This is a genomic window from Chryseobacterium sp. T20, from assembly GCF_047345655.1.
Taxonomy (GTDB): Bacteria; Bacteroidota; Bacteroidia; order Flavobacteriales; family Weeksellaceae; genus Chryseobacterium.
In genome coordinates, this window is record NZ_JBLFDU010000003.1 from 250,276 (window position 1) to 267,944 (window position 17,669).

General features: G+C 37.6%; 13 protein-coding genes. All 13 read left to right on the top strand.

The window, feature by feature from the left end; genetic code table 11:
• Nucleotides 1-108 precede the first annotated feature (108 nt).
• The 13 genes from ACMA47_RS09670 to ACMA47_RS09730 all read left to right on the top strand — a co-directional run bounded on the left by ACMA47_RS09670 (nucleotide 109) and on the right by ACMA47_RS09730 (nucleotide 17,651).
• Entirely contained in the window at nucleotides 109-504 is a 396-nt protein-coding gene (locus ACMA47_RS09670; RefSeq protein WP_413929626.1) for a hypothetical protein, read from the top strand.
• Nucleotides 505-686: 182 nt separating this feature from the next.
• A complete protein-coding gene (locus tag ACMA47_RS09675; protein WP_413929627.1) occupies nucleotides 687-983 on the top strand; it encodes a hypothetical protein in 297 nt (98 codons plus the stop codon).
• 135 nt (nucleotides 984-1,118) lie between these two features.
• The gene (locus ACMA47_RS09680) at nucleotides 1,119-2,618 is read left to right on the top strand and encodes a GH3 auxin-responsive promoter family protein (RefSeq protein WP_413929628.1); all 1,500 of its coding nucleotides are present in this window, start codon (nucleotides 1,119-1,121) and stop codon (nucleotides 2,616-2,618) included.
• Between the two features lie 69 nt (nucleotides 2,619-2,687).
• Entirely contained in the window at nucleotides 2,688-3,050 is a 363-nt protein-coding gene (locus tag ACMA47_RS09685) for a hypothetical protein (protein WP_309522481.1), read from the top strand.
• 92 nt (nucleotides 3,051-3,142) lie between these two features.
• Entirely contained in the window at nucleotides 3,143-4,378 is a 1,236-nt protein-coding gene (locus ACMA47_RS09690) for an MFS transporter (protein ID WP_413929629.1), read from the top strand.
• A gap of 303 nt (nucleotides 4,379-4,681) precedes the next feature.
• On the top strand, nucleotides 4,682-5,287 hold the full coding sequence (locus ACMA47_RS09695; protein WP_413929630.1) for a tetratricopeptide repeat protein: 606 nt from the start codon (nucleotides 4,682-4,684) through the stop codon (nucleotides 5,285-5,287).
• A gap of 167 nt (nucleotides 5,288-5,454) precedes the next feature.
• A complete protein-coding gene (locus tag ACMA47_RS09700) occupies nucleotides 5,455-7,527 on the top strand; it encodes a T9SS type B sorting domain-containing protein (protein WP_413929631.1) in 2,073 nt (690 codons plus the stop codon).
• Between the two features lie 101 nt (nucleotides 7,528-7,628).
• Nucleotides 7,629-9,776: a T9SS type B sorting domain-containing protein gene (locus ACMA47_RS09705; protein WP_413929632.1), complete on the top strand. Its 2,148-nt coding sequence runs from the start codon at nucleotides 7,629-7,631 to the stop codon at nucleotides 9,774-9,776.
• A 154-nt stretch (nucleotides 9,777-9,930) separates the two neighbouring features.
• Nucleotides 9,931-11,520, top strand: a complete 1,590-nt coding sequence (dnaB, locus tag ACMA47_RS09710; RefSeq protein ID WP_079240125.1) for a replicative DNA helicase — start codon at nucleotides 9,931-9,933, stop codon at nucleotides 11,518-11,520.
• A gap of 59 nt (nucleotides 11,521-11,579) precedes the next feature.
• A complete protein-coding gene (rnhA, locus tag ACMA47_RS09715; protein ID WP_413929633.1) occupies nucleotides 11,580-12,056 on the top strand; it encodes a ribonuclease HI in 477 nt (158 codons plus the stop codon).
• Between the two features lie 165 nt (nucleotides 12,057-12,221).
• Nucleotides 12,222-14,480 carry a lectin-like domain-containing protein gene (locus ACMA47_RS09720; protein ID WP_413929634.1) on the top strand — a complete coding sequence of 753 codons (2,259 nt, stop codon included), beginning with the start codon at nucleotides 12,222-12,224 and terminating at the stop codon, nucleotides 14,478-14,480.
• A 163-nt stretch (nucleotides 14,481-14,643) separates the two neighbouring features.
• The gene (locus tag ACMA47_RS09725) at nucleotides 14,644-16,902 is read left to right on the top strand and encodes a T9SS type B sorting domain-containing protein (protein ID WP_413929635.1); all 2,259 of its coding nucleotides are present in this window, start codon (nucleotides 14,644-14,646) and stop codon (nucleotides 16,900-16,902) included.
• A gap of 122 nt (nucleotides 16,903-17,024) precedes the next feature.
• On the top strand, nucleotides 17,025-17,651 hold the full coding sequence (locus ACMA47_RS09730; RefSeq protein WP_413929636.1) for an NAD(P)H-dependent oxidoreductase: 627 nt from the start codon (nucleotides 17,025-17,027) through the stop codon (nucleotides 17,649-17,651).
• Nucleotides 17,652-17,669: the final 18 nt, after the last annotated feature.

A 17,669-nucleotide genomic window follows, 5' to 3' on the forward strand; every position in this document is an offset into this window, starting at 1 on the left:
TCTTAATTTTTTACAATTTTATCTAATAACCTGTTAAAAAAATTCAACTATTCGCCCATGGCATAGTGTTTGGGACTTCCAGCCTAACCAAACATTAAGAATAGTATTATGAAAAAAGCAATTAAAATCTTAGGAGTGATGATGCTGTTGGTATTTACCGCAGTATCTTTTTCGTCGTGCAGTAAAGATGACGATCCTGTAAACAATGAATTTTTTGCAGGAACCTATAAAGGAAAGGTTTCTTATAACGATGGTGGTTCTACCAGCATCAGTACAGACAACGGAAGTGTATTTGTAACAAAGATCGCCAGCGGTACCAAGTATAATTTCGCGTTCTCAAACAGCATTCCGGATCTTAACGGAATAGAGTTTAATCAGGAAGGAGATCATACGCTGGTGATGATTGGTTCTACAGCAACCTCTTATATCAGAATTGATAACAATGTTCTAAAAATCCTGTATGTCAAAGATGGCAAAACGTGGACAGCCAACTGTACGCGCTAGCCATGTCTATTTATATATTATTCAAGCCTGTCTTTATCTTTGAAGACAGGCTTTTTCATTGTCAATGAAGTTGTTTTAATTTTTTTTTAAGCTGTAATAAACTTTAGTTAAGTTTGAAAATCCCAATTTTCTAGCCTGCTTTTTGTATATCTTTATTCAACAAAAAACAAACAATAATTCTTATGAAAAAATTCTTATCTGCAATGTCTTTGATCCTTGGATTAGGACTTGCCACTGCTCAGCAGACTGCTCCCGCTACAGGTGCTACGGCACATCCACCTGTAAAAGCAACTACAGCAAAAGCTGTTAAACCAGCTGAAGTAAAAGCTGCAAAACCAGCAATGGATGCAAAAGCGGCGATGCCTGCACAACCGGCTGCCAAAATGAAAAAAGATGGCACTCCGGATAAGAGATATAAAGAAAACAAACACCTTAAAAAAGACGGTACTCCCGACAAAAGGTACAAAGCCAACAAATAAGCACAACATTAACATATAGTTGTTATTTTCATAATCAAATTTCGAAAAGCCGGTGGAACTTGTTCCATCGGTTTTTTTATGTGAAGCTTCATAAAAAATGATTCCAGATTCTTTACTTATTTATAAATTTGACCCATGTTAAACTTCTTCAAGAAAAATGCAGCGCTGATCTGGGCAAAAAAACATGTTCAAAAAGCGGAGGATTTCAAAAAAAATGCTGAGAAAAACCAGGAGGAATTACTACTTTCTCTAGTGAATACAGCTCAAAAAACACTTTTTGGGCGGGAACATGATTTTGAAAACATTCATTCTGTAAAGGAATTTCAGGACAGAGTTCCTGTAGCTGATTATGAAGATCTGAAACCTTATATTGAAAGAGTAAAAAAAGGACAGTCCAATATTCTATGGACGGAAACTCCGGAGTATTTTGCCAAAACTTCGGGAACGACTTCAGGTTCCAAGTACATTCCAATTTCCAAAGAAGGAATGCCATTTCAGATTGCCGGAGCTCAAAGTGCTTTATTTCATTATATCAGTAAGAAGAATAACGCTGATTTTGTGAATGGAAAAATGATTTTCCTGCAGGGCAGCCCGGAACTGGAAGAAGTGTTTGGGATAAAAACAGGAAGACTTTCCGGTATTGTAGCCCATCATATTCCTAATTATCTTCAGAAAAACCGTCTGCCAAGTTGGGAAACCAATATTATCGAAGACTGGGAAACCAAAATAGACAAAATTATTGAAGAAACGGAACATGAAAACATGACGCTGATCTCAGGAATTCCACCATGGCTGATCATGTATTTTGAGAAGTTGACAGAAAAACATGGTAAAAAGGTCAAACAGCTTTTCCCTAATCTTCAGCTTATTGTAACCGGAGGTGTCAACTATGAACCTTATCGTGATAAAATGGAAGAGTTATTGGGAGGTAAAGTAGATATTGTTCAGACTTTCCCTGCTTCTGAAGGTTTCTTTGCTTTTCAGGATGATTACACCAAAGAAGGACTACTGCTATTGACCAATCATGGAATTTTCTACGAATTCATTCCTTTGGAAGAATATGGCAAACCTGGAGCAAGGAGATTAACATTAAAAGAAATCGAACTTCATAAAGATTATGCATTGATTCTTACCACCAATTCCGGGCTATGGGCTTATTCTATTGGGGATGTTGTAAGATTCATCAGCAAAGATCCATACAGGGTTTTGGTAAGCGGAAGAACCAAACATTTCACCTCTGCATTTGGAGAACATGTGATAGCATTCGAGGTAGAAGAAGCTATGAAGGCAACTCTTGAAAAGCATTCTGCACAGATTACAGAATTCCATCTTGCTCCACAGGTAAACCCTGATGAAGGACTTCCTTACCACGAATGGCTGATTGAATTTGAAAAAGAACCTGAGCATTTAGAAGCATTCAGAGATGAACTGGATCAACAGCTTCGGGCAAGAAATACGTATTACGATGATTTGATTTCGGGAAATATTTTACAGAAATTACAGATCACGAGGCTTAAAAAAAATGCTTTTCATGAATATGCCAAGTCCCAGGGAAAACTTGGCGGTCAAAACAAGACTCCGAGATTGGCTAACGATAGAAAGATTGCAAATCTCTTAGAAATTTACAAACTTTAATCATTTTTTTTCAATTCCAAAAACGTATATTCGAAAAAAATTATAAATTTGAAAAACTAAAAGAAAATAATGAAAGCATCTGTACTGTTGAAATCGTCTTTACTAACATCTTTATTTGTTATTACATCTTGTGCTACTACAAAATACAGCGAAGATATTTCAAAAAACAACTACTCTAATCTTGAAGCCGGAAAAGTATATAAAGTAACTATGAGAGACGGCTCTCCGAAGCAGACTATCTTATTCAGAAACGTCGTTGGTGACAATATTGTAGGGACTGCCGGTAAAAAAGATAGTACAGAAGTGATTATTCCTAAATCCAATGTAGCTGCTGTGAAAGACAGAAGAAAAGCAAGAATTGCTGCAGGAGCTACGATTATCGGAGCAGCAGGTGTTGCAGCGATCGTATTGAGTTCTTCCAGAGCTGACTAAAATAGATTTTATCTTTTGAGATATATTTAATATATCTTTCAAAAATTGTCATATGGATAGCCCTAAATAAATTTTTAGGGCTATTTTTGTTCATGATTTCCTTTACCCCGTTACAAACATTACAAAATGTTGAGTTCAGAAATCTTCTCACCGGGAGATTTTTTATTGTTTTAGCCTTCAGAATGCTTGCCACTTTACTTGGATGGTGGGTGTACCAATTAACAAAAGATCCTTTTTCAATAGGTCTTATCGGACTTTCAGAGGTGATTCCTGCAGTAAGCTGTGCGCTGTACGCGGGACATGTTATTGATATGAATGAAAAGAAGAGACTGCTTCTTATTTGTAATTATGCATATATTTTCCTGATCGGGCTTCTGCTGATCCCTGCCTTCCTGGATGTAGAAATGCACTTTACCGGTCATCAGATTACTTATTATATTTATGGAGTTATCTTTTTTACAGGAATAGCAAGAGCATTTATCGGTCCTATAGTTCCTTCCATGATTCCTAAAATTGTAAAGAAGGAAAATCTTCCGAATGCCGTAACTCTGAACCAGGCTACTTTCCTGATCTCTTCTGTCTGCGGACATGCTATCGGAGGTGTTCTTATTGGATTTATCGGTGTAAAATGGACTCTGGTTGCTATTTTAGCACTCATATTTGTTGCTTCATTATTTTTCTGGCAGCTGCATAAACAGCATTCAGAATACAAAAAAGAAACGGTAAATGTAGTAGAAAGCATGCGCGAAGGAATTTCTTATATTTTTAAAACCAAGGAGATTCTGGGAGCTTTATGCCTTGATATGTTTGCAGTACTTTTTGGCGGAGCAGTAGCTATGATCCCTGTATTTGCGACAGACATCCTGAATTCAGGAGCTGAAGGTTTCGGTTTACTGAATGCAGCTTCGGATATCGGTTCAATGTGTATTATTACTATTTTATCTATTGTTCCGCTTCGCAAAAATCAGGGAAAAATACTTCTTGTTGTGGTTACCGGATTCGGACTATGCATTATCGGATTCGGACTCTCAAAATTATACTGGCTGTCTTTTATGTTCCTGGTGATGAGCGGAATGCTGGATGGAATTTCCGTGGTTATCCGAGGTACCATTGTACAGTTAAAAACACCGGATCACATCAGAGGTCGTGTCCTGAGCGTGAATTCAATTTTTATCATGTCCAGCAATGAAATGGGACAATTCGAAAGTGGACTTATGGCCAAACTACTGGGAGTTGTACGCTCAGTGGTATTTGGTGGCTGCATGACTGTTTTAGTGGCCCTTGTTGTAGGAAGCACCAATCCTAAACTGAGAAAGATGCAATATTAACTTATTGTTTATCAGACTATTTAAAATCTGATATAAAAAAAATCAGAATTCGAAATACTTAAAATCAGAATAGAACGTTTTCTATTCTGATTTTTGTTTTATAGCTGTTTTTTAAAAATTTATAAAAGAATTAAACCTTAAATATTCATCAAAACCACACATATCTTTACGATCTCTACATAAATCAACCCAAAAAATAAAATACCATATTTAAAACCAATACATTACTTTCATTAAATATATCTCAAAATCTTTAATTTAACGTTAATAATTTTTTATATTTGCTTCATAAAATATCCCCCTATGACTAAACTTTTACTAATTTTGAGCTTTCTCGTGACAGGTTCTCTGATGAACGCTCAATTTTTTTCAGACCCAACCTTACAACAAACTGTTTTACAACTCAATGAGGCTAAAACAGAAAATGACTATGATATGCTTTCTTCTAAGTTTTCACAAGCTAAAACTTCAGAAAAATGGCAGGCTAATTACTATGCTGCAGCAGCATTGTATCTTAAGACCAATTTCCTTTTAAAGAACAGCCCGAACAGCCCTCTTGGAGAGTCTAATGAATCTGCGAGAAAACTTGCAATGCAGGCTCTTGCTTCAGAAAAGAATAATGGGGAAGTTAACCTTCTTCTTGCTCTTATTCATTTTCAGAAAATAAGAATAAAAACAGCTGCAGACCCTCAAAAGGAACTAAAGACAGCTACAGGCTTTATGGCTAAAGCGGAAACAACTTTAAAGAACAATCCAAGACTTTCTTTTTTAAAAGCTGAAATAGCTGAAAAGCAAGGAAACAAGACAGAAGCTATAAAGTTCTATCAAAAAGCAGCCAAAGAATTTGAAATGTCAGACGCCTCATCAAGTTCACCTAATTGGGGAAAACAGCTGATCGGAACAAATTAACAGTAAGAAAATGTATGATCTCCCGAGTAAATTGGGACGATCAGTTTTTTTTAATACGAAACTTGAAAATTCATTGAATGTTTTGATAAACATTATTTTGTATCAGATAAAAACAGCATTTTTTAGTAATTAAACACATTTAATATTTGTTTTAAAAATTAATTCTCATGAAAAAAACATTACTTGTTTTATTAATCATATTTTCACATATTTTATTTGCACAATCAGATTGTGGCACTGCAATGGCAGTCTGCGGTAATTCTGACATTTCATATACACCAGGCGGTCATGGAGACATTGCAGAAGACCTGGGTGGATGTTTAACTTCTGACGAAAAGTACTCCGTATGGTATTCTTTTACCATAGCTACAGGAGGAACCCTTACTTTTGAGATTATTCCCAATGACCAGACTGATGATTATGACTTTGGGGTTTATGGTCCGAACAAATCTTGTGGAAACCTGGGAACTCCAATTCGTTGTTCTTACTCAGGACAAAGTGGAAACACGGGTCTTAATATGACCGCTACTGACCTTAGTGAAGACGCTACAGGAGACAAATGGGTAAAATACATGGATGTATTGCCTGGCCAGACTTACTATATCATTGTAAACAACCACAGAGAAACAGCTAACGGATTCAAATTATCATGGGGCGGAACAGCTACTTTATCTTCTCCGTTCACTGATCCGAATATACAGCCTCACCCATTTATCCCACCGGGAATTCCGGGAGCTAATCCTGCTGACCCAAGGGAAGTAGTGATCTGTTCCAATCCGGCGACTTTTGATTTCGCATCATTATCCGCAGGAATTCTTAATGGTAACCCTAACTTCAACATTAGTTACCACACAAGTCAGAATGATGCTTTAACAGGCAACAATCCTCTTGTAGGCCCTCAAACAGTTACTCCTGTTGGTGTTTATTTCTACAGTATCAACTATACTGACCCGACTAACCCCAACAGCCCTATTAATAAATGCAGACAGACTGGTAAATTTAAATTTAAAGATGGGACCATCACAGCTACTGATGTAACGCTGACAAGTTGTAATAATAACAATGCAGGTACGGCAATGTATGATCTTACCACTGCTGCAGTTTTTGCTGATCCAACGGCAACTAAAAAATACTATTACACATTATATGATCTGAACAATTCAATCAATGAGATCACCAACATCTATCAGTTTGTTTCTGCTGAAGGTAAAGTATATGTAAAAGTAACTTCTGTATTTGGATGTAGTGATATTGCAGAAATTACCCTTAAATTCTATCCGCAAATCATTGCAAAAGATGCTGAATTAAGATCATGCTTTATTGAAGCCAACCCTTCTACAGCCTTATTCAACTTAGATAATGCCGCTGTAATTACACCACAGGCAGGGATCACTAAAAAATATTTCCCTTCACTAACAGACGCAATAGATGAAACCAACCAAATTTTAAATGCTAATTATATTGCACCAAGCGGCTTAGTATACGTAAGAGTATCTGACACCAGAGGATGTTATGTAGTAGTAAAAATTGGTTTAACAGTAATTGCTCCAGTAACATCCAGTGTATTGAAAGATAAAATTATCTGTGTAGAAGACACTACCACTTTAGATGCCGGACCTGGATTCAAAAGCTATGAATGGAGTACAGGAGCAACAACACAGTCTATCAAAGACGTAGGAGTAGGTGTTTACTGGGTAAAATTAAAAACAGGTGAATGTGTTGCCACTCAAAAGGTAACCGTTTATCCTTCTGAGCAGCCAGTTGTAACAAATATCGATATTAACAATACTACATTGACAATCAACGTTATTGGAGGAACACCGGATTATCAGTATTCTATGGATAAGATTTTATGGCAGCCTTCTAATGTATTCTCCAATGTAGCAAGAGGAACTTACAAAGTATATGTAAAAGATGCTTATGACTGCGAACCAATTGAAGTTGCAGTAGTGGTTCCTAACCTTATCAATATGATTACTCCAAACGGAGATGGTGTGAATGATGTAGTGGATTATTCTGCTATGGCTGATAAACAGAATCTTATTTTGAGTATCTTTGACAGATATGGAACAAAAATCCATCAGGGAGACAAATCCAATGGTTACAAATGGGATGGTAGAATTGGTGGCAAGAACATTCCAACAGGTACCTACTGGTATTCTGTAACATGGAATGAGAATGACAAGAAAAACACTCCTTTCAAGTTTTCAGGTTGGATTGTTGTAAAAAACAGAGAATAAAAACACCACAATATAAAAAGCCGCTTTGGCGGCTTTTTCTTTTACAAATAATGATAAAAATTTATTGATTTCAAGTTTGTTTAACAAAAAAAGTTTTAACAATGAAAAAAATATTACTTCTTTTTATTTTATTGATAGCGCAAATGGCCTATTCACAGTCAGACTGTGTCACAGCAATTCCCATCTGTGGTAATTCTGACATCTCATACACCCCTTCAGGCCCGGGGAATATTATAGAAATTCTTAACCAAAACGGAGGATGTCTCAGCACCAATGAAAGATATACAGTTTGGTACACTTTCACAGTATCCACACCAGGAACGCTGGCATTTAAAATAAAACCTAACGATCAGGGTGATGATTATGATTTTGCAGTGTATGGACCTACAGCAAACGGCTGTACTTCATTACAGAATGCAGATCACGTCTTCATACAGCCCATAAGATGTAACTATAGTGGTACTCCAGGAGACACAGGGCTGGATCTGACTCTTGCTCCACCTGCAGTATTCCCTACCAATCCTCCCGGAGTTACATCCAGTATGAACAATGGCAAATGGAGCCCTTATCTGGATGTATTAGTTGGCCAGACCTATTATCTGGTTATTGACAACTTCAGTAGATCCGTTAATGGTTTCTCTTTAGAATGGTCAGGAACTGCAAGCTTAAGTTCTGCATTTAATGATCCAATTCTTTCTCCTAACCCATTTATTGCGCCTGGTATTCCGGGAGCGACTCCTACTGACCCTAATCAGGTGATGGTTTGTGCGTTGCCTACCCAGTTTGATTTTACAACGCTAACTGCAGCTATTATTAATGGTAACAACCCGAACTTCAAAGTTACTTATCATAAAACAACCAACGATGCCCTTACAGGACAGAATCCACTTACAGTAGCCACTGTAGACGGAACAACAACCTATTATTACAGAGTTGTATACCAAGACCCGAGCAACCCGAACAACCCTATCAACGGATGTTTCATAACCGGGAAATTCAAATTTGTCAATGTGGGAATCTCAGCCAATACTGCCACATTATACTCTTGTAATAATAATGGAGCCGGTACTGCAAAATATAATTTAACAACAGCCAATGTATTTGGAGGAGGTGGAGCAACCATTAAGTATTATGCTACGGTTGCGGATATGAATGCAGAAATTAATGAAATTACAGATCCTACCAACTATGTTTCTGCTGAATCAACTGTATATGTAAAAGTAGTTTCTACTTTCGGTTGTATTGCAACCACTACGATCAGACTATTATTCTATCCAACAGTGGTATTGAAAGATGCTGTAATCCAAAACTGTTATATTGATAATGATGTTACCCGTTCAACATTTGATCTTTCAAAAGCAGATATTGGTGTAGCTGTTCCAACACCTACAGGAACTATCATTAAATATTATACAACTATAGCTGATGCTAAAGCACAGACAAACCCTATTATAGCAGCATTAAACTATCTTTCAGAAAGCAAAACAGTATATGCAAGAGTAGATAATGACAAACAGTGTTATTCCATTGCTAAAATAGAACTGATTGTATTACCTCCGGTAAAATCAGCAGTATTAAAAGATAAGACAATTTGTGCTGAAGCCAAAACCTCTTTGGATGCAGGACCTGGATTTGTAAGCTACGAATGGAGCACAGGTGAAACTACACAATCTATCAACAACGTAGGAGTTGGGGTTTATTGGGTAAAACTTCAGACCGGAAAATGTTTCACACTTCAGGAAGTACGTGTACATCCAAGCCTTCAGCCAGTGGTTTCAGGAATCGAGATTACCAACAACAACATCACCGTAACAGCTTCAGGAGGAGTTCCTCCTTACAAATATTCTATTGATGGTGTTAACTGGCAGGACTCCAATGTATTCACAGGACTTCCTAGAGGAGAGAATACGATATATGTAAAAGATACTTACAACTGTACTCCTATTCAGGTAACGGTGACTGTTCCTAATCTTATCAATGCGATTACTCCGAACGGAGATAACGTAAATGATGTTATTGATTACTCAGCATTAGCTTACAAGAAAAACCTTATCTTCATTGTATATGACAGATATGGAAACAAACTTCATGAAGCTAACAAAATGAATAACTTCACTTGGGACGGAACAGCCTTTGGTAAGAAAATCCTAACCGGAACTTACTGGTATACGATCTCGTGGAACGAAAACAATAAAGACAATACCGAAACCAAATATTCAGGATGGGTATTGGTAAAAAATAAAGAATAAGTTTTTACTTCATCTTTTTGAAAATCACCTCAGACTGAGGTGATTTTTTTTATCAACAAGTACAACCTCCTGTTTACAGCATTTTACGAAAGACTGCTAATAATTTGTTGAATACTATTTTTTTATTATTTTTTAAATAAACTATCTTTGCACCATGGCGCAGAAAGAAACATTATCATCCCTGACACACGGAAACTTTGCAAAAGAATTGTCTATTGCGGATGGAAAAATGCCTCCCAATGCAGTGGATTTTGAAAGATTGGTTATCGGAACTTTTTTGATTGACAAAAAGGGTCTTGACCATTCCATTGACCTTCTTACCCCGGAAGTGTTTTATGATCCCAGACATCAGGTCATCTTTTCTACTATTCTAAAATTGTATGAAGGCAACCACCCGGTAGACTTAATGACGATTATTCAGAATTTAAAAAAAGAAGACAAACTGAGTCAGGCAGGAGGTGATCATTACATCATTGATCTTACAATGGGAGTAAGTTCATCTGCCCATATCGAATATCACGTACGTGTTATTCTTGAAAAGTATATTTTAAGAAGCCTTATTAATGTTTCTGCTAATGTTATTGATTCTTCCTACAAGGAATCAACAGATGTTTTTGAACTTCTGGATAAAGCAGAACAATCTTTCTTTGAGATCACCAACGGAACGATTAAGAAAGGATTCGATACTGCCAACTCATTGGTAAAGCAGGCTATTGATACCATTAAATCTTTAAAAGATAAAGAGGGACTTTCCGGAGTTCCTTCAGGATTCAGAGATGTGGATAAGGAAACCGGTGGATGGCAGAATTCCGACCTTATTATTATTGCAGCCCGTCCCGCGATGGGAAAAACGGCATTCCTTCTTTCCATGGCAAGAAATATTGCAGTAGGCCACAAAGTTCCTATGGCATTATTCTCTCTCGAGATGGCATCTGTACAGCTGATCACCAGAATGATTGCTTCTGAAACAAGGATTTCTTCTGAAAAATTAAGAAAAGGAACCCTGGATGATGAAGAATGGCAAAGACTATTCTCCAATGTATCTGAATTGGAAAACGCTCCTTTATATATTGACGAAACCCCTTCCCTTTCCATCTTCGACTTCCGTGCAAAATGCCGAAGACTGGTAATGCAGCATGGGGTAAGAATTATCATGGTTGACTACCTTCAGCTGATGACCGCAGGAAGCAGCGGTGGAAAAGGAGTCGGAAACCGTGAACAGGAGATTTCCATGATTTCACGTTCATTAAAAGCCATTGCAAAAGAACTTAACGTACCGGTAATTGCCCTGTCACAGCTTTCAAGAAGTGTGGAAGCCCGACCTGGAAAAAGACCTCAGCTTTCAGATCTGAGGGAATCAGGAGCAATTGAGCAGGATGCGGATATCGTATCTTTCATCTTCAGACCGGAGTATTATAAAATTACAGTTTGGGATAATGATGAGGAAGGACAGGAAACTTCTACCGAAAACCAGGCCGAACTGATTATTGCAAAACACAGAAATGGTGCTACAGCAGATGTAAGATTATCATTCCTGAAACATTTTGCAAAATTCGGTGATATTGAAGCAGCGCTTGACGGTGGTGCCGGAGGAGGATATCCTTCCAACTTCGGAGAGCCGAGCGGATTTGACAAGATCAAAACAACAATTCAGCCAGGAGCAGCATTTGATCTTCCGGATAGTTCAAAACTTTCAGGGTCTTCAATGAATGACTTTGATGATGATGATGACTTCCCTTTTTAAGCAAAGACTAAAATTCAGTTCAATTTTACGGTCAATACATCAATTATTAAAAAGCAGATTTGAGAATCGAAATTTATACGGACGGAGCTTGCAGCGGAAACCCGGGAAAAGGCGGATATGGAATTCTTATGCGCGTTCCTGAAAAAAATTACCAGAAAACATTTTCAAAAGGATTTCGAAAAACTACCAACAACAGAATGGAACTTCTGGCGGTCATCACCGCACTGGAAAAACTGAAATCTACAGAAAATGACATCCATGTGTATACCGACAGTAAATATGTATCTGACGCCATCAACCAAAACTGGATTGCAGGATGGATCAAGAGAGGTTGGAAAAATGTAAAAAACCCTGATCTCTGGAAAAAATTCATTGAACTCTACAACAAACACAACCCAAAAATGCATTGGGTAAAAGGCCATGCCGGACATTTTGAAAACGAACTTTGCGACAAATTAGCCGTAGCAGCAGCCAGTTCTCCAGATCTTGAAATTGATACTTATTTTGAGAGTTTGGATAACAATTCCTTATTTTAATTTAATTAATGCAAATACGTAATTGCTACTATAATATTCACCATTATATCATAATAAGCAGTATTTTTTTAAAATATTATTAAAATTTAAGCAAGATTAACATTAAATACACATTATTTGATTGGGATTTAATATCTTTACATATTAATCTAAGTCCCATTATAAATGAATAAAAATCTATTATTGTATTTAACTGTTTTTTTACTCTGTATAGCTGGGAAGTCCTTTGCTCAGACTTATCAGCTTATCGGAAACCCAGTGAACACTACCGGATGGACCATGGTTTCCCCTACTCAGGTAAACACAGATTTTATTCAGCTGACCCCGGATACCAACAACCAATCCGGTTCCATCAGACTGAATGATCCTATCAATTTAAAATATTGCGACAAATGGAGAGTGGAATTTGATTTCAGGATGGATTCCAACCAAACCTCCAATGGAGATGGGATCGCCTTCTGGTATCTCGCCAATCCTCCGGTAGCCAGTGTATTAGGCTCAGGGCTTGGAGTATCTCAAAACGCTGTAGGACTTGTTGTAGGACTTGACACATACAACAACACCACAACTGCTACCATGAGTAAGGTGCACGTTGGCTATGGACTGGTTCAAAACACCACTGACAGCAATAATGTCGAATTTTTTAATGTTCCCGGAAGTTCTTTCCACTCCCCGGATCTGAATACTACACAGCCTTTTCAGGGAACAACTTTTAAACACGTAGAAGTAACGGCGCAGGTAGATCCCGCTGCTCCTACCAGCTGGATTATAAAAATAACAATAGACGGTAATGTAATTTGCAATCAGTCTTTTGCACCTTCAGGTGCTGCTGCTTCAATGACTGTAGGATATTTTGGTTTTTCGGCTTCTACAGGAGGAGCAAGATCAAGACATTCCATTAAAAATGTAAAAATTTATACGGATAAAGTTCCTATTTTACAGAATTCAGCAACACAATCATTCTGTCCTAATCCCACAACCGGATACGGATCTGTAAACCTTACTACTTTTAATTCTCAGTTTGTAAGCAATCCCTCGAATTATACATTCACCTATTATCCATTTGGAAGTTCAACCCCAATTGCCAATCCTACCAATTATCAGTTCAATGCTAATGCAACGGTTACAGTTGTTATTAAAGACAATGCAGGACTACTGTGTGACAACCCGGATGGTAAAATTTTACTGGTTCTCGCTCCTTTTAAAGCAGAAGACAAAACCATTACGGTATGTAATAATAACAAAGCAGGAACTGCCGCTTTCAATCTGAATACAGCACCTGTTACCACAGTTCTTGGGGTGACTAAGAAATATTACAAAACGCTGGCAGATCTCAACGCAGATACGAATGAGATTCAAAATCCAGACAATTACTTATCTGCTCCCGGAGTCGTTTATGTAAAAGTAACAACTCCCCAGGGTTGTACAGGTTCAGCAAAAATCACACTGGCATTCTATCCGGACACTCCTGTGAAAGAAGCTACTTTAAGATCATGTTTCATTGAAAATAATATTACGAGTGCTATCTTTAACTTGACAACTGCAGATGTTACTAGTTTAGGAGCAGGCGCTGCCAAAAAATACTACACATCCATCGCTAATGCTTTAGACGGCATCAATGAAATCATGAATCCGCTTCAGTATTTATCTACAAGTACTGCAGTGTATGCAAAGGTAACAGACGCCAACGGTTGCTTTAATATTGCTAAAATCAACCTTATTGTATTACCTCCTGTAACATCTTCTGTTCTGAAAGACAAAACCATTTGTATTGGAGAAAAAACAGATCTGGATGCAGGACCAGGATTTGACGGCTATGAATGGAGCACCGGAGCAACAACTTCATCTATTAAAGATGTAGGCGTAGGTACTTATTGGGTAAAATTGAAAACCGGCAACTGTATCACTACGCAGACTGTCAAGGTAAAAGCATCCGCAAATCCGGTGATTTCCAGCATTGATATTGACAACAATACCATTACAGTAAATGTAGCAGGAGGAACTCCTCCATATCAGTTTTCTCTGGACGGAATGAACTGGCAGCCAAGTAATATATTCACAGGTTTAGCAAGAGGCGAAGTAAGAGTGTATGTAAAAGATTTTTACAATTGTACACCTGTTGAAGTTCAGATTACCGTTCCTAACCTGATTAACGCTATCACTCCAAACGGCGACAACGTAAATGATTTCATTGATTATTCAGCACTGGCTTACAAGAAAAATCTGATATTCATTGTCTACGACAGATATGGTAACAAACTGTATGAAGCCGGAAAAATGAGAAACTTTACATGGGACGGAACAGCTTCCGGTAAAAAAGTTCTTACAGGGACTTACTGGTACACCATTTCATGGAACGAAAACAACAAAGACAATACTGAAACTAAATACTCAGGCTGGGTATTGGTTAAGAACAGAGAATAAATTTTAGTATCAGAAACTACCTCATTTGGGGTAGTTTCGGTATTAAAAGCAGAATCTGCTCAATCAGAGATTGGGACCAGGTATTGCTTTTTATCACCAATTTAAAAAAAAAAAAAAACAATTTTATTTCTAAGATTAAGTATAACATCACAATCCATCCACTATGAAAAAAGATATACTCATTTTTGTACTGACTATCTTATTATGCTTGCCGGGAAGGTTATTTTCACAAACGTATCAACTTACCGGAAACCCTGTTAATACAACGGGCTGGGACCTTGTCTCTGATGCTATAGTAAGCGGAGACTTTGTAAGGCTTACCACAGACCAGACCAGCAGATACGGGGCTGTAAAATTATCCACACCTATTACTTTGAGCTACTGTGATAAATGGAAAGTGGAATTCGATTTCAGAATAGACGGAAACGGAACCACACAGTTTGGAAAAGGAGACGGTTTTACCTTCTGGTATCTTGCCAATCCGCCAACAGGATTTGTATCAGGAGGAGGGTTAGGTATTCCTGCCAATGCTTCCGGCCTCATGGTTGGTTTTGATATTTTCAACAATACCACTGAAGGCCAAATGAGTAAAGTTCACATTCTTTATGGTACCAATAATACAGCAGGTAATAATATCGAATTCAACACCACTCCGGGAAGCACATTCCACTCTCCGGACCTTATTGCTACCCAGCCGTTTGTGGGAGACACCTACAGACACGTTGAAGTAAACGGCGAAACAGACCTTACCAACCCTACAAACTGGATCATCAAAGTAAGAATAAATGGTGTTCTTATCGTAGATCAGTCTTTTGCTCCTTCCGGAGGTGCAGTAGGGATGTCACAGGGATATTTTGGTTTCTCTGCAGCAACCGGAGGTGCCAGCGCAAGACATTCTATCAAAGACGTTAAAGTATACGTAGATAAAGTTCCTATTTTGAGCAATACCATAACTCCATTCGTTTGTACAAATCCAGCTACCGGAAATGGTACAGTGGACCTTACTTCTTATAATTCTCAATTTGTAAATAATCCCGGAAATTATATTTTCACTTATTATGTATTGGGAAGTTCTACTCCTATCGCCAACCCTACAAGTTTCCAGTATTCCGGAAATACAACGATTAAAGTGGTGGTAAAAGATCCTACGTCTACTCTTTGTGATAATGGTGATGGTGTTATTCAGCTTAATCCTACTCCATTTGCAGCAACAGATGCTACTCTTAGCGGATGTAATAATAACAATGCCGGAACAGCAACCTTTGATCTCAACACGGCTAATGTAACAACTGTTGCCGGAGTTACCAAAGAATTCTACCCTACTTTATATGACCTGAATAACGGTACGAACCAGATAACAAATCCTTCTGCCTATGCTTCTGCAGCGGCAACAATATATGTAAAAGTAACCACACCTCAGGGTTGTGTAAGTACTTCTAAAATTACACTGAATATTTACCCTGTGGTAGTTGTTAATGACGTTGAACTCAAATCTTGTTTCATTGAAACCAATCCATCTATGGCTTCTTTTAACCTTACAGGAGCTGTTGTTTCCCAGGGCGGTCTTACAAAAGAATATTACCCATCGCTGGCAGATGCTGTCAGTGGAACCAATGCCATCTCCACTCCGGCAGCATACATTGCTCCTAATGGCGTTGTGTATATTAAAGTTTTTAATGGAAATGGATGCTATTCTATTGCTAAAGTTACACTAACAGTAATACCTCCTGTTTATTCACGAACTTTACTTGACAAGACCATCTGTATTGAAAACACCACAACATTAGACGCAGGAGCAGGTTTCAAAAGCTATGAATGGAGCACAGGAGCCACCACACAATCCATCAAGAATGTAGGAGTAGGTACTTACTGGGTAAAACTGAAAACCGGAGATTGTATTGCGACACAAAAAGTAACAGTATATCCTTCCGACAATCCTGTTATTACCACGGTTGACATTTCAGGAAGTACAGTAACAGTATATGCTAACGGTGGAACTCCTCCTTATCAGTATTCTATGGATAATATCAACTGGCAGGACTCCAATGTGTTTACCAATATTGCAAGAGGAGAAGCTAAAGTATATGTAAGAGATGGCTATAATTGCGTTCCTGTTGAAGTTAATATTACAGTACCGAATCTTATTAATATAATTACACCTAATGATGATGGAATCAATGATTTTGTTGATTACTCTGCATTAGCCAATAAACAAAATCTGGAAATTGCCATCTTCGACAGATATGGTTATAAAATGTTCCAGGCCGATAAAACCAATGGCTACAAATGGGCAGGAACTACCAATGGACATAAAAAAGTCCCTACAGGAAACTATTGGTATTCTGTTTCATGGAATGAAAATAATAAAAACAGTACTCCGATAAAATTCTCAGGCTGGATTGTTGTAAAAAACAGAGAATAATTACACTTTCCACCACATCAAAAGAATCACCCCGCCGTTCGGGGTGATTTTTTTGTATTAACAGGCAGGAGATATTTCATTTTAAAGACTCTTTATTCATATTCAATTCTTAAATTTGTCGTATGAATTATTTGGAAGCTTTAAGCAGAAGATATTCTGTAAAAAAATTCAATCATCAGATTATTCCTCAGGAAACTCTTCATAACATTCTTGAGTCAGGAAAGCTGTCTGCCAGTTCGCTGGGACTTCAGCCTTATAAAATTGTGGTTGTTGAAAGTGAGGAGATGAAGCAGAAATTAATTCCTGCTTTTTATAATCCATCTCAGATTTCCACCTGTTCTCATCTTATTGTTATTATTTCAAAAAAAGTGATAGAAGAGAACTATATCCGAGGGTATTTTAATCATATTTCTGAAGTAAGAAATACTCCTATGGAAACACTGGATCCTTTCAGAAACAGCATTAACCAGCATATTACACAGAAAACACAGGATGAAATTTTCAACTGGGCAGAAAAACAGTCTTATATAGTATTGGCCAATCTTATGTATGCCGCCGCTATTGAAAATATAGATTCCTGCCCCATGGAAGGCTTCCGTCAGGATCTTATAGAAGAAATTTTGAATACCGATCCTGAAACAGAAAAAGTAACTGTTACCCTCGCTTTAGGTTACCGTTCTGAAGAAGATCACTTCCAGCACATGAAAAAAGTAAGAAAACCAAACGAAAAATTGTTTAAATTTATTTAATCTTAAACGATTGTACCT

Coding starts and splice junctions, on each gene's coding strand:
- ACMA47_RS09670 (WP_413929626.1), top strand. CDS start 109: ATGAAAAAAGCAATTAAAATCTTAGGAGTGATGATGCTGTTGGTATTT.
- ACMA47_RS09675 (WP_413929627.1), top strand. CDS start 687: ATGAAAAAATTCTTATCTGCAATGTCTTTGATCCTTGGATTAGGACTT.
- ACMA47_RS09680 (WP_413929628.1), top strand. CDS start 1,119: ATGTTAAACTTCTTCAAGAAAAATGCAGCGCTGATCTGGGCAAAAAAA.
- ACMA47_RS09685 (WP_309522481.1), top strand. CDS start 2,688: ATGAAAGCATCTGTACTGTTGAAATCGTCTTTACTAACATCTTTATTT.
- ACMA47_RS09690 (WP_413929629.1), top strand. CDS start 3,143: ATGATTTCCTTTACCCCGTTACAAACATTACAAAATGTTGAGTTCAGA.
- ACMA47_RS09695 (WP_413929630.1), top strand. CDS start 4,682: ATGACTAAACTTTTACTAATTTTGAGCTTTCTCGTGACAGGTTCTCTG.
- ACMA47_RS09700 (WP_413929631.1), top strand. CDS start 5,455: ATGAAAAAAACATTACTTGTTTTATTAATCATATTTTCACATATTTTA.
- ACMA47_RS09705 (WP_413929632.1), top strand. CDS start 7,629: ATGAAAAAAATATTACTTCTTTTTATTTTATTGATAGCGCAAATGGCC.
- dnaB (WP_079240125.1), top strand. CDS start 9,931: ATGGCGCAGAAAGAAACATTATCATCCCTGACACACGGAAACTTTGCA.
- ACMA47_RS09720 (WP_413929634.1), top strand. CDS start 12,222: ATGAATAAAAATCTATTATTGTATTTAACTGTTTTTTTACTCTGTATA.
- ACMA47_RS09725 (WP_413929635.1), top strand. CDS start 14,644: ATGAAAAAAGATATACTCATTTTTGTACTGACTATCTTATTATGCTTG.
- ACMA47_RS09730 (WP_413929636.1), top strand. CDS start 17,025: ATGAATTATTTGGAAGCTTTAAGCAGAAGATATTCTGTAAAAAAATTC.